Consider the following 25,519-nt stretch of genomic DNA (forward strand, 5'->3'; position numbering starts at 1 on the left):
TTTGCGGCCGGTCATCGGATTTCTCTCCCGCCGCGGCATGACATTCGGAAACCGGACGATCACGCTCTTGCCGCAGAGGAATCGTAACGTTTGCCCCCTAGCGTCGTGGCGCGGCATGCCGTGTCCGCGCTAGAACGATCCGACAAGCGGGGGCGGAACGACGGCGGATGGTGGGTTCGGGAGTTTCCATCGCGGGGCGGATCGTCCGCCTCGCCTGCGCGACCGGCCTGGCGCTGAGCCTCTCGGCCTGCTTTCGGCCGCTCTACGGGCCGACCGCATCGGGCGAGTCCGTCCAGGCGCTGCTCGCCTCGGTCCAGGTCGACGACGTGGCGATGGCCCAGGGGCAGGAGCGCCTCGGCCATTACCTGCGCAGCGAACTGGTCTTCGATCTCGACGGGTCCGGTCATCCGGCGACCAAGCGCTACCGGCTGAAGCTCTCGGGCTCCGAGATCGTGCAGACCCCGATCGTCTCCTCAACCACCGGCCGCGCCGAGGCCGGCACCCTGGTGGCCAACATCAAGTACAGCCTCGAGGATATGAGCGGCGCCAAGGTCTATACCGAGGGCGTGGCCACCTCGACCGCGACCTACGATCGCTCGGTCCAGCGCTTCGCCAGCCAACGGGCGGCGCGGGACGCCGAGATCCGGCTGGCGAGCGTGCTGTCCGATCAGATCAAGAGCCGCCTCGCCGCCGTGCTCTCGACGAAGCCGTAATCCGACGTGACGGCGGTCAAGGCGGGTGAGATCGAGGGGCTGATCCGGCGCGGACCCGATCCGCGCATCCCCGTCATCCTCGTCTACGGGCCGGATACCGGGCTGGTTACCGAGCGGGCCCGGAAGCTCGCCGAGGATTTCGTCGACGACCCGGCCGATCCCTTCGCGCTGGTTCGGATCGACGGCGACGCTCTGGCGGCCGATCCGGGCCGGCTGTGCGACGAGGCCGGGACGATGGGCCTGTTCGGTGGCCGCCGGTCGATCTGGGTCCGTCCGGGCACCCGCAATTACGCCCCCGCCGTCGAGGCGGTGCTCGGCGCGACGGTTGCCGACGCCCGCATCGTCGTCGAGGCCGGGGATCTCGCCAAGAACAACCCGCTCCGCACCCTGTGCGAGCGCTCTCCGAAGGCGCTGGCGATCCCCTGCTACGCCGACGACGAGCGGACCCTCTCGGACCTGATCGAGCGCACCCTTCAGGAGCGTGGCCTGCGCATCGACCGGGCCGCCCGGGAGGTTCTGGCCCGCAGCCTCGGCGGCGACCGCCGGGCGAGCCTGATGGAGATCGAGAAGCTCGCCCTCTACGCCGGGGACGAGGGGGGAGGGGACAAGACCGTGACCCTCGACCATGTGGAGGCGATCACCAGCGACGTCGCGGCGAGCGTGCTCAACACCCTGATCGATGCCGCCTTCGACGGCCGCCGCGACGCGGTGGAGCGCGATTACCGCCGCTTCCGGCACGAGGGCCTCGACCCCGGCGTGGTGCTGGGCTCGGCGCTGCGGCACGCCCTGACGCTGCTCACCACCCGGCTCGACAATCCCGACAAGACGCCCGCCATGATGGTCGCGACGTGGCGCGGCCTGCATTTCAAGCGCAAGGCCAGCATCGAGGGCCAGCTCGGCGCCTGGCCGCCCGGCACCCTCCGGCAGGCCGTCGCGGCCCTGCAGGCGGCGGTCCTGGCCTGCCGGCGGGCGGAGCCCGACCTAGCCCACGCCCTGGCCTCGGCGGCCCTCCTGCGGGTCGCGGAGGCGGGGGCGCGGCGGCGGCGCTAGTCCGGGCTCAGGCGCCGTCGGCGCTTCCGGCACGGCGCAGCGCGAGCCACGCGCCCCAGAACAGGCTGGAAAAGAAGCGGGTCGGAGGCGCGAAGCCGGCGGCATCCAGCAGGGCCGCGACGGCCGCCTCGGAATGGGGCGGATCGGCCCCCTGCAGGATCTTCCCGCGTCGGGCCTCGATCGCGTCGGCGCTGGCGCCGTGCTGGCGCCAGCGTTCGCCCCAGGCTGCAAGCAGCAGGGGCTGACTTGCATACGCGTAATGGTTGCCGGCGAGCACCAGAGGCGCGCCCGGCTTCAGGCGCGCGGCGATGGCCTGCAGGATCGCCCGTTTCTCCGCGTCGCCCGGCAGATGGTGCAGCATGCCGATCAGGGTCGCGGCGTCGTAGACCGCGTCCTGGGGGAGGGCATCCACCGTTCCGAGGACGATCTCGGTCCGGTCGTGGAGACCGTCCTGCTCCAGCCGCGCGATCGTGAGATCCATCATGGCGCTGGACGGGTCGACGGCGGTGAAGCGCCAGCCGGGCTCGAGGGCCGCCGCAGTGACGATCTCCGGGCCGCCCCCGCCCGCCCCGACGATCAGCAGCCGCGCAGGCGTGCCGCTGCCCAGGACGGCGGCAAGCATGCAGGCGGCGAGCTCATGGCAGGCCTCGTAGCCGGCCAGGGCGATCCGGCTCTGCTGCGCGTATTCGCCGGCCCGGTCGGCGTCGAATTTCCGAGCCGCCGCGCTGACACCGTCCGCCAAGGTCCGGCCCTCCGGTCATCCGGACTGCGGACCGGCCCGCATGTCCCAACTCTGGGCCGGGCGGCACACGCGCGCCGGCCACCGATACGGTGCGCGCTCCCGCCTGCAAGCGCCACCGGCAGGGCAGGGGGCCCGATCAGGCGTCCGAGACCTTGAACCGGTTGAGCAGGGCCTGAAGCTCGTCCTTCGTCTCGTAGCGGATGCGGATCTCGCCCGAATCGGCGTCCTTCGGCTTGTAGGAGACCGGGACGCCGAGCGCCCGGTGGATCCGCAACTCCAGATCGCGCACCGGCGCGGGGCGCTCGGCCGAGAGGCGTGGGCGCCCGGGGCGGGGTGCCTCGGCCGGCGCGGCCTCCGCGGAGGCGATGGCCTCCACGTCCCGGACCGACAGACCCTCGGCCACGACGCGGCGCGCCGTCGCCTCGGGATCGCGCACCGCCAGCAGGGCGCGGGCATGACCGGCGGTCAGCTCGCCGGCGGAGACCCGCTCCTGCACGGAGAGCGGCAGGTTGAGCAGCCGGAGCGTGTTGGCCAGATGGCTGCGGCTCTTGCCGAGGATCTCGGCCAGCTCCTTCTGCGTGTACGAGAAATCCTTCATCAGGCGCTCGTAGCCGGACGCCTCCTCGATCGCGTTGAGGTCGGTGCGCTGGACGTTCTCCAGGATGGCGAATTCCAGGGAGCCCCGGTCGTCGATCTCGACCACCACCACCGGCACCTCGTCGAGGCCGGCGCGCTGGGCCGCCCGCCAGCGCCGCTCGCCGGCCACGATCTCGAAGGTGCCGGGCACGTCGCCGATCGGCCGCACCACGATCGGCTGGATGATGCCCCGCTGGCCGATCGAGACCGCGAGCTCCGACAGCTCCGTTTCGGCGAAGCTCCGGCGCGGGTTGCGCGGGTTGGCACGCAGGAACTCGATCGGAACCTTGTGCTGCTCCTCGGCCTTGGCCGACCCACGGCCCGCCTCGTTGAAATCGCCGATCAGCGCCGCGAGCCCGCGCCCCAGTCGAGGCTTCGCCCCCTCCTCCGCCATGATCGCCACCCGTGTCACGCTCCACACTCCCCCTCTTCGAACCGGAGGGGGCTCAAATCAATCAGGCCGCGGCCGGAACCCGGCCCTCGCGCTGGATCACCTCCGAGGCGAGGCGCAGGTAGGCTTGGCTGCCGGCGCATTTCAGGTCGTACAGCAGCGCCGGCTTGCCGTGCGAGGGCGCCTCGGAGATCCGGACGTTGCGCGGGATCACGGTCTCGTAGACCTTGTCGCCCATGAACCCGCGCACATCCGCCACCACCTGGGCGGAGAGGTTGTTGCGCGGGTCGAACATCGTAAGCACGATGCCCTGGATCGTCAGCTTCGGGTTCAGGGCGCCGCGGACCTGCTCGACGGTGCGCAGCAGCTGGCTGAGGCCTTCCAGGGCGAAGAACTCGCATTGCAGCGGCACCAGCACCGCGTCGGCCGCCGCCAGGGCATTGATGGTCAGCAGGTTGAGCGAGGGCGGGCAGTCGATCAGCACGTAGCTGATTCGGCTGAGGCTCGGCGCCTGGGTCAGGCTCTTCAGGACGCTGCGCAGCCGGTGCGCCCGGTCGGGCAGGGTGGCCAGTTCCAGCTCCAGGCCGAGGAGGTCCATGGTCGAGGGCGCCAGGGACAGCCGCGGCACCGCCGTGGGGACCACGGCCTGCGCCAGGGAGGCCTCGCCGGCCATGACCTCGTAGGTCGAGACCCTGCGCTTGGCGCGGTCGATCCCGAGACCCGTGGAGGCGTTGCCCTGCGGATCGAGATCGATCACCAGCACATCCTCGCCGATCGCCGCCAGGGCGGTGCCGAGGTTGATCGCCGTCGTGGTCTTGCCGACGCCGCCCTTCTGGTTGGCGAGCGCCAGAACGCGCAGAGGGCGTCGCATGGATGAATCCATGGACCGGTCGGCGGAATCGCCGAGGATCGCTTCGCTCATCGGTGGCTCGGGGCGGCGAGGGCAGTGACGCGCACGATCCGGGCTTCGGAATCGGTCCGGCTCGGCACGAGGTCGTTAACGACTGTCCACTGCGCGCCGGCCTGGGTCAATTCGGCTTGTACGTCCCGGCCCTTCGGAAACAGTCCGGTGGTGCCCGTTTTCAACAGAGGCTCGGTCCAGGCGAGGAGCTGCGTCATCGGCGCGAGGGCGCGGGCGCAGACCACGTCGGTGCCGACATAGTCCCCGATCACCGCCTCGATCCGGGCGTTGCGCACCCGGGCCGGGGCTCCGGTGAGCCGTGCGGTCTCGGTGAGGAAGGCGCATTTGCGCGCGTTGCTCTCCACGAGGTCCACCCGGATGCCGCGCTCCTGGCCGGCGATGGCCAGGATCAGGCCGGGGATGCCCGCGCCGGAGCCGAGATCGAGCCACGTGCGCGCCTCCGGTGCCAGGTCGAGCAGCTGGAGCGCGTCGTCGATATGGCGGCTCCAGACCTCCGTCAGCGTCGCCGGGCCGACGAGGTTCTTGATGGGCTGCCAGCGCCGCAGCTGGGCCACGTAGAGGTCGAGCCGCTCGGCTGTTTCACGTGAAACACCGGCAGCCGCGAGGACGCGGGCGCGATCCGGATCGCTCATGCCGAAAGCGGGTCCACGGGGGCCGCGACCGGGACCGATCGGGCGCCGCGCCGCGCATGCGCGGCCAGCAGGGTCAGGGCCGCCGGCGTCACGCCCTCGATCCGTGCCGCCTGTCCGAGGGTCCCGGGGCGCACGGTCTCGAGCTTCACCCGCATTTCGTTGGAGAGCCCGCTGATCGTCGCGTAATCCAGGGCCGGCGGCAGGCACACCGCCTCGTCCCGGCGGAAGGCCGCGATGTCCGCGTTCTGACGATCGAGATAGACCGCGTAGGTGGCGTCGGTCTTCATCCGGTCGGCGATCCGCGGGGCGACATCCGCGAGGTCCGGCCACACCGCCGCCAGATCGGACCACGCGATCTCCGGATAGGCCAGCAGCTGGAAGCCCGTGCGGCGGATGCCATCGTGGTTCAGGCTGATCCCATGGGACGCGGCCTGGCTCGGCGTCAGGCTCACGGCTTCGAGGCGGGCGCGGGCTTCGTCCAGGGCCGCCTGTCCGGCCGCGTAATGGGCTGCCCGGTCTCCGCCGACGCAGCCCAGCGCGATCCCCCGCGGCGTCAACCGGGCGTCGGCATTGTCGACCCGCAGGGACAGCCGATACTCCGAGCGCGAGGTGAACATCCGGTAGGGCTCGCTGACCCCCTGGGTCACGAGGTCGTCGATCATCACGCCGAGATACGACTCGGCCCGGTCGAAGCCCACGATGCCACGGCCGCCCGCGTGCCGAGCGGCGTTGAGGCCGGCCACCAGCCCCTGGCCGGCCGCCTCCTCGTAGCCCGTGGTGCCGTTGATCTGGCCGGCCAGGAACAGGCCCGGCAGGCGCTTCACCTGCAGGCCGACATCGAGTTCCCGGGGATCGACGTAATCGTACTCGATGGCGTAGCCCGGCCGGAGGATCGCGGCCCGCTCCAGCCCGGGGATCAGGCGGACGAGATCGTGCTGGACCTCCTCCGGCAGCGCCGTGGAGATGCCGTTCGGGTAGATCGTCGGATCGTCGAGGCCTTCGGGCTCCAGGAAGATCTGGTGCCCTTCCCGGTCGCCGAAGCGCACGACCTTGTCCTCGATCGACGGACAGTAGCGCGGGCCCCGGCTGGCGATCCCGCCGGAATACATCGGCGAGCGGTGCAGGTTGGCGCGGATCAAGTCATGGACGGCCTGGCTCGTCCGGGTGATGCCGCAGCGGATCTGTGGCGTCGTGATCCGCTCGGTGAGCGTCGAGAACGGCACCGGCTCGGCGTCGGCCTCCTGCATCTCCAGGCCCGACCAATCGATGGTCCGTCCGTCGAGGCGCGGGGGCGTGCCGGTCTTCAGGCGTCCGAGGCGAAGGCCGAGGCGGTCGAGGGTCTGCGCCAGCCCGATCGCCGGCGCCTCGCCGACCCGGCCGGCCGGGATCTGCCGCTCGCCGATATGGATCAGCCCGCGCAGGAAGGTGCCGGTGGTCAGCACCACCGCGCCGCAGGCCAGGGTGCGCCCATCCGCCAGACCGAGGCCGCAGAGGTGGCCATCCGCGTCGAAGGTCAGATCCTCGCAGGCGCCCGCGATCACCGTGAGCCCCGCAGTGTCGGCGACGGCGGCCTGCATGGCGGCGGCGTAGAGCTTGCGGTCGGCCTGGGTCCGGGGGCCGCGCACCGCCGGTCCCTTGCGGCGGTTGAGCAGGCGGAACTGGATGCCCGCCGCGTCGGCAACGCGACCCATCAGCCCGTCCAGGGCGTCGACCTCGCGGACGAGATGGCCCTTGCCGAGGCCGCCGATGGCCGGGTTGCACGACATCGCCCCGATCGTCGCCGGATCGTGGGTAACCAGCGCCGTGCGCGCGCCGCAGCGCGCGGCCGCGGCCGCGGCCTCGACGCCGGCATGGCCGCCGCCGACGACCGCGACGTCGAACCGGGCGGAGGAGGTGGTGAGCATGGGGTGACGAGCAGCCTTTCGCAGACATCCCGCCGCGGATGCGGGTGACGCACACCCGCTGTCCTCCGGACTGGAGCCCGGGGGCGGCGGTTCTTCCGGGAGGTCTAAGCGGGGGCGGGCGCGGCGGTCAACGCATCCCCGTCGTCCTTCGCCAGACGCGGCCTCCGTCCTGGTCGGCGGTCGAAGCCGCAAATGGATACGATATTCGGTGCGATCGAGGCGCCGAGATCTATCGTAACCTCAAGCATTGCTCGTGAAAGATGCGTGAGGACTTGGCTATCGTAGCTTGCCAGTCGCCCCGGACCGTGCAAGTCTTGCGCCGTGACTTCATCCTGAACGGACAGCGCCGTCCGGCAGGCTCACGAGAGGGGCTGTTTCGCCGCGTCGCGGGGCGACGCGGGATGAGGAGATTCGACATGTCGTCCCTGACGATCGGTCTGGGGGCCGCCTGCTGCGCGGCCGGCGCCGCCGCCCATTTCCTCGACCGCACCCAGCGCAAGGAAGGGCTGTTCGGCCTCGCGGGCTTCGCCCTGCTGCTGACGGGGATGTTCCTGAGCCGCTCCTGAGTGGGGTTCCTCGGAGGCCGGCCATCATCGTCCCGATACCTGCTCGGTCAGGACGCCTGCTTGGCCAGGATGACGGCTTGGCCAGGACGATGGAGCGCCGCGACATCTGCTGCCGCAGCCCGACACCCCGGATCCGGCGTTCCGGGACCCGACTCGGCGTCAGCCCGTCATGGCCGTCGCGGTGTAGCCGGCCTTGGTCAGAGCCTCGGCGAGGGTGAGCGCCTGCGCGTCGGTGCGGATCGCCACCCGCCCGGCGTCCCGGTCGACCTGCACGTCGGCCGCGGGATCGATCCGCTTCACCGTGCGGGTCACCGCGGCGGCGCAGCCGTCGCAGGTCATCCCCTCCACCCGCATCAGCAGGTCGGTGCGCGTCTCGTCCATCCGGGCCTCCATCAGCCGTATCGCCTTCCGTCGTATCGCCGGGATGTCGGGCCCGTGTGCGACCGGTGCAAGCCGTGCGTGCGGCTCAGAACAGCGCAGGCATCCGGAAGGCGTAATCGATCCGCAGGCCGAACTGGTACTGATTGGGATTGCCGAAGGGCCGACGCACGAGCGGGCTGTTGCCGGAGGCGCCTAGGATGCGGGTATAGCCGGCATAGGCCGTGTAGGCCCAGGTCTCGCTCTGCGTGTAGGTCACGCCGCCGAGCACGCCCGCCGAGTAGAAGCTGCGCGGGTCGTAGGGGGTGACGCGCCCGTTCAGCGCCGCCTCGATCGGGGAGACGCCGAAATACTTCCGGGCGTAGCTGGCATCGCCGATGTTGAGGCGCGGCCCGATGGAGAACAGGAATTTCTCCGCCGGGATCAGGTAGTCGGCCGCCACCGAGCCGACCGTGCCGTGGTGACCGTAGAGGCCCTGGCGCACCTCGACGCGGGTCCGGATGAACGAGACCGGGTAGAACTCCGCGAACACGCCCGGCTCCACCGCGAAGCGGGCGTCGCGGAAGCCGTACAGGTGCCGCCGGTCGTCGCCGTAATAGCGCCCCGGCACGAAGCGCGCGGTCGGGCCGATCCGGAACGACTCGGTGTCGAACAGCGACAGGCTGAACCCGTCATCCGGCGTCGAGAAGCGGCGCGGCTCGCCCACCCGGCGGATATCGATCGAGGGATAGCCGACGGCCGTGTAGTCGCTGGCGCCGGGATAGCGCGGCACGGCCTGGATCGAGCCGCTCAGCGTGACGATCCACGTATTGGGATCGATCATCGCGAAGGTCGGCGTGGTGCGCGGAAGATCTGCGCCGAGATCCGCGGCCTGCGGCGCCGTCGCGCCGAAGGCCGCGAGGAGCGCGCCGGCGCCGAGAACGGCGCGAAATCGGGAAGTACGCGGGGGGACGAACGTCATGGCCACGCTTTATGACCCTTTTTCATCCCCTCCGCATTCGCAAGCCGCGCAACCCTCCCCGGAGCGCCTCGCAATCGGATCCGCCGTGATGATTCCGCAACGTTCCAGCGGGCGCCGGCGTCACACCGCCCGGAATTAACAGGTGATGGCGCATCATCCTCCTCCCGGAGCCTTGCCGGGCCCGGTGCGCCCGGCCAATGATCCAGTGATTCGGTTCGCGCCCGGTGGGGTTCGCTCGGGATGTCCCCCGGCGACCGGCGCGCGTTCCCGGCAGGTGGTTAGACGATGGTCCCGGTCCTCGGCCGGTATGCGGGGCTGTTGACGGTCGGCCTTCTTGGGCTCGTCGTGTTCGGGCCACTCGCGGTGTTCCTGCCGCTCTGGAGTGCCATGACGCTCGGCGCCGCCGCCGCCCTGGCCGGCGGTCTCGCCCTGACCCGTATCGCCACCCTGAAGGCGCGCTGCGAGAAGCTGTCCGGCGAGGTCGATCTGCTGTCCCGGCGCCTGCTCAAGGTCGAGACGGCGGGAGCCGGCGCCGCGGCTCAGCCGCGCCCCGAAGCCGCCGAGGCGGCGTTGCGGGCGCAGATCGAGGAATTGACGGTCGAATTCGGGTTGCTCAGCGGCATCGTGCGCGACCTCACCACCGTGCTGAGCGCGCAGGATGCCGAGATCGCGGCCCTCAAGGCCCGGCCGGCGGAGGCGCTCCGGCCGCAGCCCGAGGCGGCGCCCGGCGCGGCCCTTCCGGACGCCGCCCCGGCCCCGGCCCTGCCGCGTCCGCAGGTGTCGGCCGCCCCCCCGCGCGAGGACGGGGCGCTCCGGCCGCAGGCGGTTCCGCCGGACCCGCAACCGGCCCCGAACCCGGCCCCATCCGTCCCGGCACGGCCGATCCCCCCGCGGCCGATCCCGCCCCGGCCCGCTGCTCCCCCCGTCGACGAGGCCGGTCTCATCGGCGCCTTCGAAGGGGACGGTCTGGAGATCCATCTGCAGCCGGTTGTTACCCTGCCTCAACGCAAGGTCGTGGCCTACGAGGCGCTGGCCCGACTCCGGATCGGCGGCCCCGGCGTTCCGCCGGCCGAGCCCGAGGTCTTCCTGCCCGTGCTGGAGCGCTTCGGACGGACCACCGAACTCGACCGCCGCATGCTGCAGCGGGCCACCATCGTGGCGCGTCACCTCGCCCGGCGCGGCAGCGAGACGCTGCTGACCTACAGCCTGTCGCCGCTGTCGCTGTTCGAGCCCGGGCTCCTGCGCGAGCTCGCCCGCACCGCCACCGACGATCCGGCCCTGGCGGGTCTGACCATCGCCCTGCCGCAGGCGAGCTGGCGCCGTCTCGATGCAGGCCAGCGGGGCCTGCTCGCGCCGCTCCGGGGTCGGATCGGCTTCAGCCTCGACCGTCCGGACGACCTGCGCTTCGATGCGGCCGAATTCGCGGACCGCGGCATCGGTCAGGTCAAGGTTCCGGCCGAGATGCTGCTGCGCCCGCGCTCCGACCGGGGCAGCCTGTCCGACATCGCCGTGGAGGACATCGCACCGGCCCTGACCCGGGCCGGCATCCGCCTGATCGCCACCGGCGTCGCCGACGAGGCCGACGTCCCGGACCTGATCGACCTCGACGTGCCGTTCGCCCAGGGCACGGCCTTCGCGGCCCCGCGGCCGGTCCGGTCGGAGGTTCTGGCCGCCCCGCCCGTCGAGCAGCCCGTGCCGCCCCCGGAACCGACGCCCGAACGGCGCCCCTTCCGATCTGTCCTGCGCCGGGCGGTGTGACGGGCGTCAGCTGAGGCCGCTGGCTTTCCCGGCACACGCCGTCACCAGTAGATCTGCAGGCGTGCGATCACCGTGTCGACCGAGAAGGGGGCCGTGCCCAGGGTCGCGGATTGGGCCTCCCCCGGCTGCACGCGCCCGTGAATGACGTTCCCGATCAGCCGCAGATTCGGCTCGGGATACCAGCTCAGGCCGAGGGTCACGTCCTGCTCCATGCCCCCGCGAAAGCCGCGGGCGTTCAGGTCGATGGCACTGTAGCGCACCGCCAGTTCGAACACGCCGATCCCGCCGTGGGACACACGCTGCGCCTCCGGAACCGCCACGCCCCTGAAGGTCGCGTAGGTGGTGCCGCTCTGCGGCGTCAGCGCGTAGGCACGGCCTTCGCCGTTGAGCACGAGCGCCGCCTCGACATAGCCGCCCTGGAAGTCGAGCGCGGAGCCGGATTGTCCGGGGCCGCGGAACGGCTGCAGCGCCGCGTAGATGTATTCCGCCTGGATCAGGACCGGACCGCGGCGATAGGCGAATTCGGCCCCGAGCCGGGACACGCTGGCGGCATCGGGGAGATCGCCGGTGTCCACCAGGGGGCGCTCGAACAGGAAGGCTCCCGCGGGGCTCGAGAAGCCGAAGGCTCCGTCGGACCGCGATCGGTTGCGGACGATCCCGGCGAGACCGAGATGCAGGGTCTCGTCGGCGGTCATGATCGGCGCGACGGTGGCGCGGGCCGCCACCGCGACACCATCCCCGTCGATGCCGTTGCTGGCGGCGTTGCCGAACAGGCCGGCCACCGCGGTCCAGGCCTGCCCGTGATGCCCGGCCGCGACGCCGAAGCGACGCTCCGGCACGAGGGCATTGGCCACCGAGCGCTCGACGAACAGGGTGTCGTTGTTGCTCTGCAGCCATTCCAGGCTGAAGGGCTCCTTCATGTTGCCGAGCGTCAGGATCGTGTCCGGCAGTCCCTTCCAGGCCACCAGCGCGTCGTTGATCGGCAGCATCGGGTCGGCGAAATCGTACTGGAAGGCGATCACCCAGTCGCGGCCGATGGTGAGCGTTGGCTCGATCCAGGCCCGGCGCACGGCGACGGTGTCGGGGAAGGCCTCGGGCAGGTCCGGCCGGCTGAAACCCGCCGCACCGCCGTCGATATGCAGCCGGCCGCCGATCTGGAGCTTCACATCGGGCGCGGGGAAGGTGAGGGTCAGCCCCTTGGCATCGACGCGCAGACGCTCGCCGTACGGGCCGGCCATCCCCTCGAACGCGTCCTCCCCGGCGCCCGCGGGCACCGCCAGGGCGAGGGACATGGCCAGGACGGCCGGAGCGGTGCGCAGTCCATTCACGGTCCCAGCAGAGAACAGGTCGGCCGGCCGGAGCCAATGAGCCGAGGCCGCAAAATCCGAAAAGTCCGAGGGCCGTGGCCAGACGGCCACGACGGCGCGGGGCCGGTCGAGGGGCCGGGGGCAACACCCGGCGGGCCGGCTGGGGGGTGCATTCCCCCGATCCCCGCGCCGCCGGCCCGGGGCCGGCCAGCCTACACGGCGCGGTTGTCGATCAGCCGGGTCCGGCCCAGAAAGGCGGCGGCGAGCACGCGGGCCGGGCCGTCGACCCGTTCCACCGGCGCCAGGGTCCGGGCGTCGCAGACCGCGAGATACTGGACCCGGAACCCCGCCGCCTCCAGCGCCGCCCGCCCGGCGGCGATCCGCCCGGCCACGGGGGTGCCGTTGCGGGAGGCCGCCGCGATCTCACCCAGGACCGCCTGAAGCTTCGGGGCGACGGCACGCTCCTCGGCCGAGAGGTAGCGGTTGCGCGACGACAGCGCGAGGCCGTCGGGCTCCCGCACGGTCGGCACGCCGTGGATCTCCACCGCGAGGTCGAGATCCGCCACGGCCTGCTGGATCACCCGAAGCTGCTGGAAATCCTTCTCGCCGAACAGGGCGACGTCCGGGCGGACTTGGTTGAGGAGCTTGGTCACCACCGTGGCGACGCCGGCGAAATGGCCGGGCCGGAACGGGCCGCACAGGCCCTCGGTCAGGCCTGCGACCTCGATCCGGGTGGCGAAGCCCGGCGGGTACATGGTCTCCACCCCGGGCGTCCAGGCGGCATCCGCGCCGGCCTGCGCGAGCAGGGCCAGGTCGGTCTCCAGGTCGCGGGGATAGCGGGAGAAATCCTCGTTCGGGCCGAACTGGGTCGGATTGACGAAGATGCTCGCCACCGTCCGGCGGCCGATCCGCCGCGCCTCGGCCACGAGGGCGAGATGCCCTTCGTGCAGGGCCCCCATGGTCGGGATCAGGACGACGCGCTCACCCGCCGCGCGCCACGCGGCGACGCATCGGCGCAGGGCTGCGAGATCACGGAAGGGCTGAAGGGTCGGCTCGGGCACGGGACGGGCTCCGGAGGAGGGCAGGGCCGGTCTAGAGCATGATGCGGAGCGGTGGAATCCGGCACTCCGATCCGCCTGCGTGAACACGGGCCTGGATCTGCCGTGGCGACGCGGTCTCCGGAATGGCGCGTGTTTCGGCGTCAGGGGCAGTAGGGCAGGAGGGAGCGGCCGAAGGGATCGTCCACGCCGGGCGGCGGCGTGAAGCCGTAATAGCTCGGATGCCCCAGGCCGTACTCGGAGCCGACATAGCTCGGATCGTCCGGCGCGTTGGTCGGCACCGGCACCCGGCGGGGCGTGCAGCCCACCGGCACGGGACGGGACCGGACGGCGTAGACCGGGCGGCGATCGAGCCCGTCGTTGCGCGGGAAGAAGCGCGGGCTGGCCCCCACACCCGTCTCGGCGGTTCCACGGATGTCGAGATCCGCCCCGCGGGCCGATCCCGCGAGCAGCAGGACGAATCCGAGCGCCGTCATCGCCCTTCGTCCCGTCTTCCGCATGCCGTACCCGTCTCCGCCGGAAGGCGTCACTGTGGGGCGGCAGGGTAAACGGATGATTACCGCGCGCTCACGTGAGCGGCACGACGAGGGCCTTCAGGGCGCCGACGAGATCGCCTTCGGTCAGGCGGATCTGCAAGCCCCGACCGCCCCCGTTCACGTGGATCTCGGCCGCCGGGTCGGTCAGCGATCCGGCATCGATCGCCGTCGGGACAGGCCGCTTCTGCCCCAGGGGACTGATGCCGCCGACATGGTAGCCGGTCAGCCGCTCGGCATCGGCGGGCTTGAGCATGGCCGCCGCCTTGCCCGAGAAGGCGGCGGCGACCCGCTTCATCGACACCTCCTTGTCGGAGGCCACGAGCAGGCAGATCGTCCGTCCGTCCACGGCCGCCATCAGGGTCTTCAGGATACGTCCGGGCGCGACCCCGAGCGCCTCCGCGGCCTGCAGGCCGATGCGCGGGGCGTCCGGATCGTACGCATAGACGTGGAGGCTGTGGCGGATCCCGGCCTTGTCCAGGGCGAGCGTCGCGCGGGTGGTCTTGGCGGGGGTCTTCATGGGTCGTCCGGTCAGGCTGCCTGTGCTCGCGCGGCGATGAGCCGGCCGATTTCCGCGTAGGCCGCCGCGTAGGTCTCCGGGGACGCCGTCGAGCCGGTGACGTAGACCGCCACGACAACCGGTGCACGCCCCGGCGGCCGCAGGATCGCGATGTCGTTGATCGAGCCGTTGTCGCCGCTGCCTGTCTTGTCGCCCACGATCCAGTCGGGCGGCAGCCCAGCCCGCAGGCGCTTGCGCCCGGTCTCGCAGGCGATCATCCAGGCTTCCAGCCGGCCGCGCGACGCCGGCGACAGGACGGTGCCCAGGAGGATCCGGCCCAGGCTCGCCCGCATGGCGTCCGGCGTAGTCGTGTCGCGCGGGTCACCGGGGAGCGCCGTGTTGAGGGTGGGCTCCGTCCGGTCGAGGCGGGTGACGGGGTCACCGGTGTCGCGCAGCCATGCGGTCAGCGCCTCGGGGCCGCCGAGGCTCGCCAGGAGCAGATTGGCGGCGCTGTTGTCGCTCCACACGATCGCGGCCGCGCAGAGATCCGAGACGGTCATCTGTCCTGTCCCGGCACCGGCCTCCAGGGCCTTCCGGGTCACCGGCGCGTAGCTCAGGAGGTCGCCGGAACCGTAGGCGACGATCCGGTCGAGGGTCTCGCGGCCTGTATCGACCCGCGCCAGCACCGCCGCCGCCGCCAGCACCTTGAAGGTGCTGCACATCGGAAAGCGCGCGTCCGCGCGATAGGCGGCGAGGACGCGGTCCGCCGTGGCGGCCGCAATGCCGAGGCGACCGTCGAGCCGACGCTCGAGGGCGCCCCAGTCCGGCTCAGCCTCGGCGGCCCGCAGGGGCAGGGCGAAGGGCGCGGCGAGCAGGCCGAGGCTGACGGTGCGGCGGGTCGTGACGAGCATGGCGCATCCGGGTTCGAGGGCGCGACGCCGCAACCCGGCGCGGCACCGCGACGCCGGAATGGTATAGGGCACCTGCGCCTGTTTCACGTGAAACTCTGCCCCTCCGCACGACCCTGCCGGATCATGACCCAAGCCGAGACCCTCTTCGCACCGGCCAGCGGCTTCGGCCGCGCGGCCGTCGCGGTGATCCGCATCAGCGGCCCGGCCGCGCGCGACGTGCTCGTCGCCCTTTGCGGGAGCCTGCCGCCACCCCGCCGGCTGTCCCTGCGAAGCCTGCGCGATCCGGCCGACGGCACCGAACTCGATCGGGCTCTGGTGGCCTGGTTTCCGGGGCCGGACACGTATAGCGGCGAGGACATGGCCGAGCTGCACATCCATGGCGGTGCGGCGGTGCGGATGGGCGTTCTCGCCACGCTTGCCCGGTTTCCCGGGTGCCGCGCGGCCGAGCCCGGCGCCTTCACCCGTCGGGCGGTTCTCAACGGCCGGATGGATCTCGCCGCGGCCGAAGCCGTCGCCGATCTGATCGATGCCGAGACCGAGGGCCAGCGCCGGCAGGCCCTCCGTCAGCTCGACGGCGCCCTCAGCCGGCAAGTGGCCGCGTGGCGGGCGGAAGCGGTCGATTGCCTCGCCGCCGCGGAGGCGGCGCTGGATTTCGCCGACGAGGGCGACGTGGACGATGCCGGGCTCGACGCCGCCTTGTTCGGCCGCGCCGCGCGGCTTCGCGACGCGATCGCCGGGACCCTGCGCGACGGGCAGAGGGGCGAGCGTCTCCGCGAGGGCTTCACGGTGGTGCTGGCCGGGGCACCCAACAGCGGCAAGTCGACCCTGCTCAATGCCCTCAGCCGACGGGACGTGGCGATCGTCTCGGACCGTCCGGGAACGACCCGCGACGCCATCGAGGTGCGGCTCGACCTCGGCGGCCTGCCCGTCCTGCTGGTCGACACGGCCGGGCTCCGGGAGACCGCGGAGCCGATCGAGGCGGAGGGGATCGTGCGGACGCGGGCGCGGATCGACAGCGCCGATCTGGTGATCGCCCTGGTGCCCCCAGACGGGGCGGTTCCGGAGCTCGGACCGACCCGCACGCCGATCCTGACGGTCCGCACGAAGGCCGATCTGTTTGCCGGCTCAGAAACGGAACGGGAGTCGGACGGTCCGGCCGTTTCGGCCCGCACGGGCGCCGGCATGGCGCGGTTGCTGGATGCCATCCAGGCTGCGGCCGAATCCGGTCTCGGCACCGGCGATGCGCTGATCACCCGGGCCCGGCACAGGGCGGCGCTCGAAGCCTGCGTGGGCCATCTCGACCGCCTGCTCGAAAGCACGGGCGGATTGCCGGAGCTCGCCGCGGAGGATCTGCGTCTCGCCGTCCGGGCGCTGGGCGAGGTCGCGGGTCATGTTGGCGTCGAGGATGTGCTCGATCGGTTGTTCAGCGGCTTCTGCATCGGAAAGTAGTTCTATAGCCGGCAACTCAAAGCGGCATTCGGCGCGGCTTTCCCGGTTTCGTCGCCGGTCGTGCCGCGCTGGGACCGGGATGATCGGCGGATGCGGCGCGCCTACTGGGGGATCCGCAGGATCCGGGGCCGCCAGATCCCCAGCGCGACATTCGCGGTCGCGACCGCCAGCAGCACCCAGAGGGTCCCGCGTTCGCCGGGGAGCGACACGGCCAGCACGGCGGGATCGACGAGGCCGGCCAGCGCCCGGGCGCTCTGCTCCGCCTCCTGCTTCATCGGTCCCTGCACGTAGACCAGGCCGCCCTCGAACATCAGGACCCCGGTGGCGAGCTTGAGCCATGCCCAGCCGGCGTTCAGAAAGGCGCGGTTCAGGGCCATCGCCAGCAGGCCGGACATCAGCGTCACCGCCAGGGCGGGCAGGAAGATCCAGGTGGCCACGGCCCCCATCGCGCCCCGCATCGCCGCGTATCCCGCCAGGGCGGATGGCGCGGGCGCGAGGCTCAGCATGACCACCAGGGACGCCATCGCCCCCAGCAGCCCGGCGGATCCCATCGTGTGGAGGAACTTCAGCAGGCGTCGCACGGCATCTCACCCGGGGCCGTTTCGGCGCAGCCTAGCGTGGGGCCTCCCGGGGGGATAGCGGCGCGCCGGTCGCACCGCACCGGGACGGGGTCCGTCCGCGCCCGTCAGCTCCGCAGGCCCGGCGCCTCCTGGCCGGTGCGGGCCACGTATTCGGTGTAGCCGCCGCCATACTGGTGGATGCCCTCCGGGGTCACCTCCAGCACCCGGTTCGAGAGTGCGGCCAGGAAGTGCCGGTCGTGGGAGACGAACAGCATCGTCCCCTCGTAGTTGGCCAGCGCCTCGATCAGCATCTCCTTGGTGCCCATGTCCAGGTGGTTGGTCGGCTCGTCGAGCACCAGGAAGTTCGGCGGATCGTAGAGCATCAGCGCCATGACCAGCCGGGCCTTCTCGCCTCCCGAGAGCACCCGGCAGCGCTTCTCGACATCGTCCCCCGAGAAGCCGAAGCAGCCGGCCAGCGCCCGCAGCGAGCCCTGTCCGGCCTGCGGGAAGGCCTCCTCCAGGGTCTGGAACACGGTGCGGTCGCCGTCGAGCAGGTCCATGGCGTGCTGGGCGAAGTAGCCGAGCTTGACGCTGCCGCCCACCGTGACCGAGCCGTCATCCGGTGCGGTGGTGCCGGTGACGAGCTTGAGCAGCGTCGACTTGCCGGCGCCGTTGATGCCCATCACGCACCAGCGCTCCCGGCGGCGCACCGAGAAGTCGAGCCCCTCGTAGATCGTGCGGCTGCCGTAGCGCTTGTGAACCCCTTTGAGCATCACGACGTCGTCGCCCGAGCGGGGCGCCGGCTGGAACTCGAAGGCCACGGATTGCCGCCGCCGGGGCGGCTCGACCCGCTCGATCTTGTCGAGCTTCTTCACCCGGCTCTGCACCTGGGCGGCGTGGGAGGCCCGGGCCTTGAACCGCTCGATGAAGGCGATCTCCTTGGCCAGCATCGCCTGCTGGCGCTCGAACTGCGCCTGCTGCTGCGCCTCGTTCAACTTCCGCTGGCCTTCGTAGAAGGCGAAGTCGCCCGAGAAGGTGGTGAGCGCGCCGCCGTCGATCTCGATGACCTTGGTGACGATGCGGTTCATGAACTCGCGGTCGTGCGAGGTCATCAACAGGGCGCCGTCATAGGCCTTCAGGAAAGATTCGAGCCAGATCAGGCTCTCGAGGTCGAGGTGGTTGGACGGCTCGTCGAGCAGCATCACGTCCGGGCGCATCAGCAGGATGCGGGCCAGCGCGACGCGCATCTTCCAGCCGCCCGAGAGGGCGCCGACATCCCCGTCCATCATCTCCTGGCTGAAGCTGAGGCCGTCGAGCACCTCCCGCGCGCGGCCCTCCAGGGCGTAGCCGTCGAGCTCCTCGAACCGGGCCTGGACCTCGCCGTAGCGCTCGATCAGGGCGTCCATCTCGTCCGCCCGGTCCGGGTCGGCGAGGGCCGCGCCGAGCTCGGCGAGCTCGGCCGCCACCGCGCTCACCGGGCCGGCCCCGTCCATCACCTCGGTGACGACGCTGCGGCCGGACATCTCGCCGACATCCTGGCTGAAATAGCCGATCGTGATGCCCCGGTCGGCGGCGACCTGCCCCTCGTCGGGCTGCTCCTGGCCGATGATCATCCGGAACAGGGTGGTCTTGCCGGCCCCGTTCGGGCCGACCAGCCCGACCTTCTCGCCCCGCTGCAGGGCGGCCGAGGCCTCGATGAAGACGAGCTGCCGCCCGTTCTGCTTGGTGATCTTGTCCAGGCGAATCATGAAGTGCGGGCGCGGTGTCCGGGAATGGGGCTCCGGGGCGCTTACGGCATCGATCGAGACGGCGCAAAGACGGGCGCGGCCGCTGGGCCCTGCATGGCGCGCAACCGTGACCGTCATCCGATCGCCGGACGCCTTTTCTGCCCGATTCTGCGAGCTAAGTCGTTTCCCTGCCGCTCCAGCCGCCGCTCCGGCGTATGGTGCCGGGCTTGGCCGTGGCGGACGCCTTTGAGGACGATGATGTTTTGCGGTTGGTGGACGACGAGCCTCGACATGGCCATGCTCGGCCTGGAGGCTCAGGGCGTGATCGCCCAGCGGATGGCGATGTTCGCCCTCGGGGGGCCGGCCGCGCAGGTCGAGGCGCAGCTCATGGTGACCGAGAAGATGCTGGCCGCCGGCGAGGCGGCTCTGATGCTCGCCGCGGGGGCCTCGAACGGCAAGGTGATCCGCAGCTACCGGCGGAAGGTCCAGGCCAATGCCCGGCGCCTGAGCCGGGGGTGAGGCGGAGTGCGCGTCTCCCTCCCCCGCGAAGAGGGGAGGGAGGGCGTATGTCAGGTCCGGACGAGGCTCTCCGCCCCGCCGCACACCTCAGTTGTTCGCCGTCCTGAACGTGTCGCAGGCCTTGGTCTGCCCACTCTTGTAGCCGGCCTTGAACCAGCGCTGGCGCTGGGCCGAGGAGCCGTGGGTGAAGGAATCCGGCACCACGTAGCCCTTCGAGCGCTGCTGCAGGGCGTCGTCGCCGATCTGGGCGGCGGCGTTCAGGGCCTCGTCGATGTCGCCCTGCTCCAGCTCGGCGTACTTGTCGTTGGAGTTCTTGGCCCAGACGCCGGCGAGGCAGTCGGCCATCAGCTCGATCCGCACCGAGAGGGCGTTCGCCTCGGTCTTGCTGGACGCCTGCTGCTGGCGCGCCTGGACCTTGCCGAGGATGCCGAGCACGTCCTGGACGTGGTGGCCGACCTCGTGGGCGATGACGTAGGCGTAGGCGAAATCGCCCTTCACGCCGAACTTCGAGGCCATCTCCTTGAAGAAGCCCGTGTCGAGATAGACCTTCTTGTCGAGGGGGCAGTAGAACGGGCCCATCGCCGCCTGGGCCGAGCCGCAGCCCGAGCGGGTGCCGCCGGTATACAGCACCAGGGTCGTCGGCGTGTACTGCTTGCCGGTCTGCTGCGGCAGGATCTGGCTCCAGACGTCCTCGGTGTTGCCGAGGATCTTCGAGGCGAACCGGCCGCTCTCGTCCGTCGGCGCCTGCCGCCGCTTGGCCTGGGTCTGCGGATCGACCTGCTGCTCCTGCTGGCCGCGCCCGCCGCCGATCCGCTCGGCGCCGCCGATCAGGATCGCCGGGTTGATGCCGGTGAAATAGCTGATGATCAGCAGCACCACGATGGTGCCGATGCCGAGCCCGCCGGCGCCGCCGCCGGGAAAGCCCATGCCGCCGCCGCCACCGCCCTCGCCCCGGCGATCCTCGACGTTGTCGGAGCTGCGTAGATCTTCCCAGCGCATGGTTGGGTCCCGCCATCAATGCTGCGCCGGCCGCCTCGGGCAGCCCACGGTTTGCTATGCGTCGCTATGTCCGGCCGACGGTGGACCAGCGGCGGGAACGAAGCTCTAATGGCGGGAGGGGAGACCCGGTTCCGCCCACGTGGTCAAGCTTTCCCGTCGAGAAGGGCGCGCAGGGATCGGAAATCCCGCCATGCGAGACGCTTCTGCACCGGCTGGCGCAGCAGGAAGGCCGGGTGGAGGGTGGCGAGCAGCTTCACCTCGCGGTTGGGCAGCTTGTAGGGGAACAGTCGGCCGCGGGTCCGCAGGATGCCATCCTTCGTGCCGGTCAGCGTCTGGGTCGCGGGCGCGCCGAGGCAGACGATGAGGTCCGGATCGACCAGCTCGATCTGGCGCTCCACGAAGGGCCGGCACACCGCAACCTCCTGGGGCGTCGGGTTGCGGTTGCCCGGCGGGCGCCAGGGCACGATGTTGGCGACGTAGGCGCTGGTCCGGTCGAGCCCGATCGCCTTCATCATCTTGTCGAGGAGCTGGCCCGAGCGGCCCATGAACGGCTTGCCGATCCGGTCCTCGTCGGCGCCGGGCGCCTCGCCGAGAAACATCACCCGCGCCTCGGGATTGCCGTCGGCGAAGACGAGGTTCTTGGCGGTGAAGCGCAGCGGGCAGGCGTCGAAATCGGCGAGGATCCGCTCCAGTTCGTCCAGGGTCTTCGCCTGCCGCGCCCGGGCGCGGGCGTCGCTCGCGGCTTCGTCGGGCTGGGCGCTGGCGGCGCGGCCGAAGGTCCGCGACGGCGCGGCGGGCGGCGGCGAACCGGGGGGCGGCACGAGGCTGCCGGCGGTCGGGCCGGCGGTCTGGCCGACGGGCGGGTCGGGGGCCCGGCGCGGTGCCCGCAGGGTCGGCGCCGGCCCATCCGCCTCGCTGAACCGGTCGTGCGGCCGCTCGTCCAGAACCGCGTCGGCACCGGCCTCCACGTGGAAGTCGAGATAGGCGATCAGATCGGCTTGCGCGTCGTTGGGGCTCGGCATGGAGAGGAGCATGTGGGAACGCCGCGGCCTGTGGACAACTCTCGAAACCCGCCGGCCGGGCAAGGTCTTGCGTGACGGAACAGCGCGATCCCGCGGGCCCCGCCCCACCCGCCCTCTGACCGGCATGCCGGGTTGCGGACGGGGTGGGATCGTCCGGCACCCGTCACATGTACCGCCCCGTGCGGCAAAGGGAACTTTGCCTTAAGCCGGATCTTCGGCAACTTGCCTTTCTAGCTTGGAATCGCTTGAGACGGCAGCAGGGATGCCGGCCCACCGCGGATCGGGGGCTGGAAGAAGACTGGAAGAAGAAAAGGAGAGGCGAGGATGGCGCTGCCCGAACGCGAGAGCATGGATTTCGACGTGGTCGTGGTGGGCGCCGGCCCGGCCGGCCTCGCCACCGCGATCCGCCTGAAGCAGCGCGCCGCCGAGATCGGCGAGGAGATCAGCGTCGTCGTCGTCGAGAAGGGCTCCGAGGTCGGCGCCCACATCCTCTCGGGCGCGGTGATCGACCCGATCGGCCTCGACCGGCTCCTGCCCGAATGGCGCCAGGACCCGGAGCGGCCGCTCAAGACGGAAGTTCAGCGCGACGAGTTCATGATGCTCACCAAGAACAGCGGCATCACCCTGCCGAACCTGTTCTTCCCCAAGCTCATGTCGAACCACGGCAATTTCGTCGGCTCGCTCTCGAACGTCTGCAAGTACCTGGGCGCGCAGGCCGAGGCGCTCGGCGTCGAGATCTATCCGGGCTTCCCGGCCTCCGAGGTGCTGTTCGACGACAAGGGCGCGGTGGCGGGCATCGCCACGGGCGATCTCGGGATCGGCAAGTCCGGCGCGCCGCGCGAGGACTACACCCGCGGCATGGAGCTGCGCGCCAAGTACACGGTGTTCGGCGAGGGCGCCCGGGGCAACCTGACCAAGGGTCTGATCCAGCGCTTCTCGCTCAACCGGCACAGCGACCACTTCAAGTACGGGCTCGGCGTGAAGGAGCTCTGGCAGCTCGCGCCGGGCAAGTTCGAGCCCGGGCTCGTGCGCCACACCATGGGCTGGCCGCTGCCCAACAAGGCCGGCGGCGGCTCCTGGCTCTACCATTTCGACGACAACCTGCTCTCGGTCGGCTTCGTCACGCATCTGAACTACGAGAACCCGACCCTGTCGCCGTTCGAGGAGTTCCAGCGCTTCAAGACCCACCCGCTGATCGCCGAGACCTTCGAGGGCGCCAAGCGCATCGGCTACGGCGCGCGCGCCATCATGGAGGGCGGCTGGCAATCGGTGCCGAAGCTGGTCTTCCCCGGCGGCTGCCTGGTCGGCTGCTCGGCGGGCTTCGTCAACGTGCCGCGGATCAAGGGCTCGCACAACGCGGTGCTCTCCGGGATGCAGGCGGCCGACGCCATCGCAGACGCCCTGAAGGCGGGCCGCGCCGGCGACGAGCTCACCGCCTACGAGGCCGGCTGGCGCGACAGCCCGATCGGGCAGGACCTGAAGGCGGTGCGCAACGTCAAGCCGCTCTGGTCCAAGTACGGCACGCTGGTGGGCGTCGGCCTCGGCGGGATCGACATGTGGGCGACGAGCATCTTCGGCGCCTCGCCGTTCGGCACGCTCAAGCACGGCAAGCCCGACCACGCCTGCCTCAAGCCGCTCTCCGAGGTGACGCCGATCGTCTACCCGAAGCCCGACGGCAAGCTGACCTTCGACCGGCTCTCCTCGGTCTACCTGTCGAACACCAACCACGAGGAGGACCAGCCGCCGCACCTCAAGGTCCGCGACCTGGAGCTGCAGAAGCGCTCCGAGCACGACGTCTATGGCGGGCCGTCCGGCCGCTACTGCCCGGCGGGCGTCTACGAGTGGGTGGCGGATTCCGCCGCGAGCGACGGGGTGCGCTACCAGATCAACGCGCAGAACTGCGTCCACTGCAAGACCTGCGACATCAAGGATCCGAACCAGAACATCGACTGGGTGACCCCGGAGGGGCCCGGCGGGCCGAACTACCCGAACATGTGAGGCGCCCGGACCGGGCCGGGATGGCGCGGCGTCATCCTTTCGCCTTGCGGGGCTGGCGGGATGGGTTCAGTGTCCCCAGCGTTTTTTCGGGGATGCCCCGCCATTCTCGCGCCCGGCCCCTGACGGGCCGGCGCCCAGGAGCCGCGATCGGTTCATGATGATCACACGCGCCCGCCGGAGCGTCTCGGCGCTCGCCCTTCTGCTCGCCGCCGGGCTGCCGCAGACCGTGCTGGCCGCGCAGCCGAGGGAATCGACCCCGGTGCTCGACTACGAGCCCGCGGATTCGCTGGAGGGCAACTTCCTCTCCGCCTACATCGCGGGCGCGTCCCGGGACACGGCGGCGGCGGCGACCTTCTACCGCGAGGCGGTCAAGGCCGATCCGCGCAACGCCGAGCTGGTCGAGCGCGCCTTCATCTCGCTGCTCGCCGACGGCGCCCTGCCGGACGCGTTCCGCACCGCCGAGAAGCTCATCGCCCGCGATCCCACCAACGGGCTCGCCAACCTCTCGCTGGGGGTGCGCCAGATCAAGGCGGGCCAATGGGCCGCCGCCCGCCAGAACTTCTCGCGCAGCGGCCGCGGGGCGGCCACCGACCTGACCGCGACGCTGCTCACCGCCTGGTCGTATGCCGGCGCGGGTGACGGCAAGAAGGCGCTGGAGACGGTCAACAAGCTCCGGGGCGAGCGCTACTACAACACCTTCCGCGACTACCATGCCGGCCTGATCGCCTCGGTGACCGGCGACAACGCCGAGGCCGAGCGGCGCCTCAAGGCCGCCTACGAGGCCGACCGCAACACCCTGCGCATCGTCGACGCCTATGCCCGGATGGAGGCGAGCCTCGGCCGCACCGATCTGGCGATCCAGGCCTATTCCGACTTCGACCAGCTCTCGCCCCGCCACCCGCTGGTGCGCGACGCCCTCGACAAGCTCAAGGAGGGCAAGCCGCTCACGCGGCTGATCGGCACCGCCCAGGAGGGCGCAGCCGAGGTGCTGTACGGGCTAGGCTCCGCGGGCTCGACGCAGGGCGACGAACTGCCCGCCGTGATCTACCTGCGGCTGGCGCTCTACCTCGCCCCCGACCACGCCCTCGCCCGGCTGACGCTGGCCGACACGCTGGACCGGATGAAGCAGCCCGAGCGGGCCAACGAGGCCTACGCGCAGATCCCGGCCGCCTCCCCGCTCAAGCTCAACGCCGACATCCAGATCGGCCTGAACCTGGAGCAGATGGGCAAGGGCGACGAGGCCCTGGCCCATCTCGACGCGGCGATGAAGGCCCACCCGGACGACATCGACGTCATCACGGCGCTGGGCAACGTGCAGCGCGCCCGCAAGAAATACGAGGAGGCGGCCGCCACCTACACCCGGGCCATCGGCCTGATCGGCGACCGGCCGCAGGCCAATTACTGGACGACCTACTATTTCCGCGGCACCGCCTACGAGCGCGCCAAGCAGTGGCCGAAGGCCGAGGCCGACCTGAAGAAGGCCCTGTCCCTGGTGCCGGCCAACCAGCCGGCCGCCAAGGCGCAGGTGATGAACTATCTCGGCTATTCCTGGGTCGATCAGAACGTCAACATCGACGAGGCGTTCAAGCTGCTGCAGCAGGCCGCCGATGCGAGCCCCCGGGACGGGATGATCGTCGACAGCCTCGGCTGGGCCTATTTCCGCCTCGGCCGTTGGGACGATGCGGTGCGCGAGCTGGAGAAGGCGGTCGAGCTGAAGCCCGGCGATCCGACCATCAACGACCACCTGGGCGACGCCTACTGGCGTTCGGGCCGGCGCCTCGAGGGCAAGTTCCAGTGGCAGCACGCCAAGGATCTGAACCCCGAGCCGGACGACCTCACGCAGATCAACGCGAAGCTGAAGGACGGTCTGCCCGACATCGAGAAGCCGACCGCCACCGCCGAGACCGTGCCGGCCCCGGTCGCCGCCCCGCACAACGCCGAGAACCCGGAATTGCCGAAGGGCGCCCCCCAGCCGCACGAGGCGCCGGGCGCCGCCGACAAGGCCAAGAAGTCGGGGGGCTAGCGCCCCTCTCCCGATCCGGCGCCCTGGCGGTCCGCACCTCGTTCGTCACGGCGGTGCGGCGGCCGGCGCCGCCCGCAGCCGACGCTCGGGCGCGCCGTCCCGAAGATCCGCAAGGCGGCTTCGGGCCGCAAGGGCAAGATCTTCGGCCTCCGGGCATGAGCCTGCGCCCGTTCAGGCTCCCGGCGCCTGCGTAAGATCGCCGGTATTCTGCACCCGACATCCCGTCGCGCCGTCCTGCAAAGCGCAAAGACGAACGGGATT

General features: G+C 71.2%; 24 protein-coding genes. 8 read left to right on the forward strand and 16 right to left on the reverse strand.

The features are described 5' to 3' along the window. Nucleotides 1–167 precede the first annotated feature (167 nt). Both lptE and holA read left to right on the forward strand, forming a co-directional pair. Nucleotides 168–713, forward strand: a complete 546-nt coding sequence (gene lptE, locus A3862_RS10780) for an LPS assembly lipoprotein LptE (protein WP_043346867.1) — start codon at nucleotides 168–170, stop codon at nucleotides 711–713. A 6-nt stretch (nucleotides 714–719) separates the two neighbouring features. After that, nucleotides 720–1,763, forward strand: a complete 1,044-nt coding sequence (gene holA / locus A3862_RS10785; protein WP_043759471.1) for a DNA polymerase III subunit delta — start codon at nucleotides 720–722, stop codon at nucleotides 1,761–1,763. Between the two features lie 7 nt (nucleotides 1,764–1,770). Here the strand turns inward: holA and A3862_RS10790 are convergent, their stop codons facing one another. The 5 genes from A3862_RS10790 to mnmG all read right to left on the reverse strand — a co-directional run bounded on the left by A3862_RS10790 (nucleotide 1,771) and on the right by mnmG (nucleotide 6,990). Then, the gene (locus A3862_RS10790) at nucleotides 1,771–2,505 is read right to left on the reverse strand and encodes an SAM-dependent methyltransferase (RefSeq protein ID WP_043759469.1); all 735 of its coding nucleotides are present in this window, start codon (nucleotides 2,503–2,505) and stop codon (nucleotides 1,771–1,773) included. A gap of 136 nt (nucleotides 2,506–2,641) precedes the next feature. Continuing rightward, the gene (locus A3862_RS10795; protein ID WP_043761497.1) at nucleotides 2,642–3,535 is read right to left on the reverse strand and encodes a ParB/RepB/Spo0J family partition protein; all 894 of its coding nucleotides are present in this window, start codon (nucleotides 3,533–3,535) and stop codon (nucleotides 2,642–2,644) included. Nucleotides 3,536–3,596: 61 nt separating this feature from the next. Further along, on the reverse strand, nucleotides 3,597–4,454 hold the full coding sequence (locus A3862_RS10800; protein WP_043354859.1) for a ParA family protein: 858 nt from the start codon (nucleotides 4,452–4,454) through the stop codon (nucleotides 3,597–3,599). Then, nucleotides 4,451–5,086, reverse strand: coding sequence for a 16S rRNA (guanine(527)-N(7))-methyltransferase RsmG (gene rsmG, locus A3862_RS10805; protein WP_043759468.1), 636 nt, complete (start codon nucleotides 5,084–5,086; stop codon nucleotides 4,451–4,453). Before rsmG ends, A3862_RS10800 begins: the two co-directional genes overlap by 4 nt. After that, the gene (gene mnmG, locus A3862_RS10810; RefSeq protein WP_043759465.1) at nucleotides 5,083–6,990 is read right to left on the reverse strand and encodes a tRNA uridine-5-carboxymethylaminomethyl(34) synthesis enzyme MnmG; all 1,908 of its coding nucleotides are present in this window, start codon (nucleotides 6,988–6,990) and stop codon (nucleotides 5,083–5,085) included. Before mnmG ends, rsmG begins: the two co-directional genes overlap by 4 nt. A 416-nt stretch (nucleotides 6,991–7,406) precedes the next feature. On the opposite strand from mnmG, the gene A3862_RS31500 reads away from it, so the two are divergent. Continuing rightward, nucleotides 7,407–7,556, forward strand: a complete 150-nt coding sequence (locus A3862_RS31500; RefSeq protein WP_164706362.1) for a hypothetical protein — start codon at nucleotides 7,407–7,409, stop codon at nucleotides 7,554–7,556. Nucleotides 7,557–7,715: 159 nt separating this feature from the next. On the opposite strand, the gene A3862_RS10815 is transcribed toward A3862_RS31500, so the two are convergent. Both A3862_RS10815 and A3862_RS10820 read right to left on the reverse strand, forming a co-directional pair. After that, nucleotides 7,716–7,937: a heavy-metal-associated domain-containing protein gene (locus tag A3862_RS10815; protein ID WP_043761495.1), complete on the reverse strand. Its 222-nt coding sequence runs from the start codon at nucleotides 7,935–7,937 to the stop codon at nucleotides 7,716–7,718. Between the two features lie 85 nt (nucleotides 7,938–8,022). After that, on the reverse strand, nucleotides 8,023–8,895 hold the full coding sequence (locus tag A3862_RS10820; protein WP_051976115.1) for a MipA/OmpV family protein: 873 nt from the start codon (nucleotides 8,893–8,895) through the stop codon (nucleotides 8,023–8,025). A 285-nt stretch (nucleotides 8,896–9,180) separates the two neighbouring features. Between A3862_RS10820 and A3862_RS10825 the strand changes: the two genes are divergently transcribed. Next, nucleotides 9,181–10,653 carry an EAL domain-containing protein gene (locus A3862_RS10825; protein ID WP_111473578.1) on the forward strand — a complete coding sequence of 491 codons (1,473 nt, stop codon included), beginning with the start codon at nucleotides 9,181–9,183 and terminating at the stop codon, nucleotides 10,651–10,653. 41 nt (nucleotides 10,654–10,694) lie between these two features. On the opposite strand, the gene A3862_RS10830 is transcribed toward A3862_RS10825, so the two are convergent. The 5 genes from A3862_RS10830 to bla form a co-directional block, all read right to left on the reverse strand. After that, nucleotides 10,695–11,981, reverse strand: coding sequence for an OprO/OprP family phosphate-selective porin (locus A3862_RS10830; protein ID WP_111473579.1), 1,287 nt, complete (start codon nucleotides 11,979–11,981; stop codon nucleotides 10,695–10,697). 191 nt (nucleotides 11,982–12,172) lie between these two features. After that, a complete protein-coding gene (panC, locus tag A3862_RS10835; RefSeq protein ID WP_043356904.1) occupies nucleotides 12,173–13,021 on the reverse strand; it encodes a pantoate--beta-alanine ligase in 849 nt (282 codons plus the stop codon). A gap of 140 nt (nucleotides 13,022–13,161) precedes the next feature. Continuing rightward, a complete protein-coding gene (locus A3862_RS10840; protein WP_043356906.1) occupies nucleotides 13,162–13,518 on the reverse strand; it encodes a hypothetical protein in 357 nt (118 codons plus the stop codon). 67 nt (nucleotides 13,519–13,585) lie between these two features. Beyond that, nucleotides 13,586–14,071: a YbaK/EbsC family protein gene (locus A3862_RS10845; RefSeq protein WP_043356908.1), complete on the reverse strand. Its 486-nt coding sequence runs from the start codon at nucleotides 14,069–14,071 to the stop codon at nucleotides 13,586–13,588. 11 nt (nucleotides 14,072–14,082) lie between these two features. Further along, nucleotides 14,083–14,961, reverse strand: coding sequence for a class A beta-lactamase (gene bla, locus A3862_RS10850; protein WP_053609610.1), 879 nt, complete (start codon nucleotides 14,959–14,961; stop codon nucleotides 14,083–14,085). Between the two features lie 123 nt (nucleotides 14,962–15,084). Between bla and mnmE the strand changes: the two genes are divergently transcribed. Further along, nucleotides 15,085–16,410 (forward strand): tRNA uridine-5-carboxymethylaminomethyl(34) synthesis GTPase MnmE, encoded by a 1,326-nt coding sequence (mnmE, locus tag A3862_RS10855; protein WP_111473580.1) that lies wholly within the window; start codon nucleotides 15,085–15,087, stop codon nucleotides 16,408–16,410. Nucleotides 16,411–16,511: 101 nt separating this feature from the next. Here mnmE and A3862_RS10860 read toward each other — a convergent pair whose 3' ends face one another. Both A3862_RS10860 and A3862_RS10865 read right to left on the reverse strand, forming a co-directional pair. Beyond that, nucleotides 16,512–16,991, reverse strand: a complete 480-nt coding sequence (locus A3862_RS10860) for a hypothetical protein (RefSeq protein WP_043356918.1) — start codon at nucleotides 16,989–16,991, stop codon at nucleotides 16,512–16,514. 104 nt (nucleotides 16,992–17,095) lie between these two features. After that, nucleotides 17,096–18,718, reverse strand: coding sequence for an ABC-F family ATP-binding cassette domain-containing protein (locus A3862_RS10865; protein WP_111473581.1), 1,623 nt, complete (start codon nucleotides 18,716–18,718; stop codon nucleotides 17,096–17,098). Nucleotides 18,719–18,955: 237 nt separating this feature from the next. Between A3862_RS10865 and A3862_RS10870 the strand changes: the two genes are divergently transcribed. Next, a complete protein-coding gene (locus A3862_RS10870) occupies nucleotides 18,956–19,216 on the forward strand; it encodes a hypothetical protein (protein WP_043384142.1) in 261 nt (86 codons plus the stop codon). An 87-nt stretch (nucleotides 19,217–19,303) separates the two neighbouring features. On the opposite strand, the gene ypfJ is transcribed toward A3862_RS10870, so the two are convergent. Together ypfJ and A3862_RS10880 are read right to left on the reverse strand one after the other, a co-directional pair. Continuing rightward, complete coding sequence (gene ypfJ, locus A3862_RS10875; RefSeq protein WP_043384038.1) at nucleotides 19,304–20,215, reverse strand: KPN_02809 family neutral zinc metallopeptidase; 912 nt, start codon at nucleotides 20,213–20,215, stop codon at nucleotides 19,304–19,306. A gap of 143 nt (nucleotides 20,216–20,358) precedes the next feature. Then, complete coding sequence (locus A3862_RS10880; protein WP_100794022.1) at nucleotides 20,359–21,249, reverse strand: uracil-DNA glycosylase; 891 nt, start codon at nucleotides 21,247–21,249, stop codon at nucleotides 20,359–20,361. Between the two features lie 312 nt (nucleotides 21,250–21,561). Between A3862_RS10880 and A3862_RS10885 the strand changes: the two genes are divergently transcribed. Beyond that, nucleotides 21,562–23,235 carry an electron transfer flavoprotein-ubiquinone oxidoreductase gene (locus tag A3862_RS10885; protein WP_043353371.1) on the forward strand — a complete coding sequence of 558 codons (1,674 nt, stop codon included), beginning with the start codon at nucleotides 21,562–21,564 and terminating at the stop codon, nucleotides 23,233–23,235. 154 nt (nucleotides 23,236–23,389) lie between these two features. Then, entirely contained in the window at nucleotides 23,390–25,258 is a 1,869-nt protein-coding gene (locus A3862_RS10890; protein ID WP_043759454.1) for a tetratricopeptide repeat protein, read from the forward strand. Nucleotides 25,259–25,519: the final 261 nt, after the last annotated feature.

It is taken from the genome of Methylobacterium sp. XJLW (genome assembly GCF_003254375.1).
GTDB classification, from domain to species: Bacteria; Pseudomonadota; Alphaproteobacteria; order Rhizobiales; family Beijerinckiaceae; genus Methylobacterium; species Methylobacterium fujisawaense.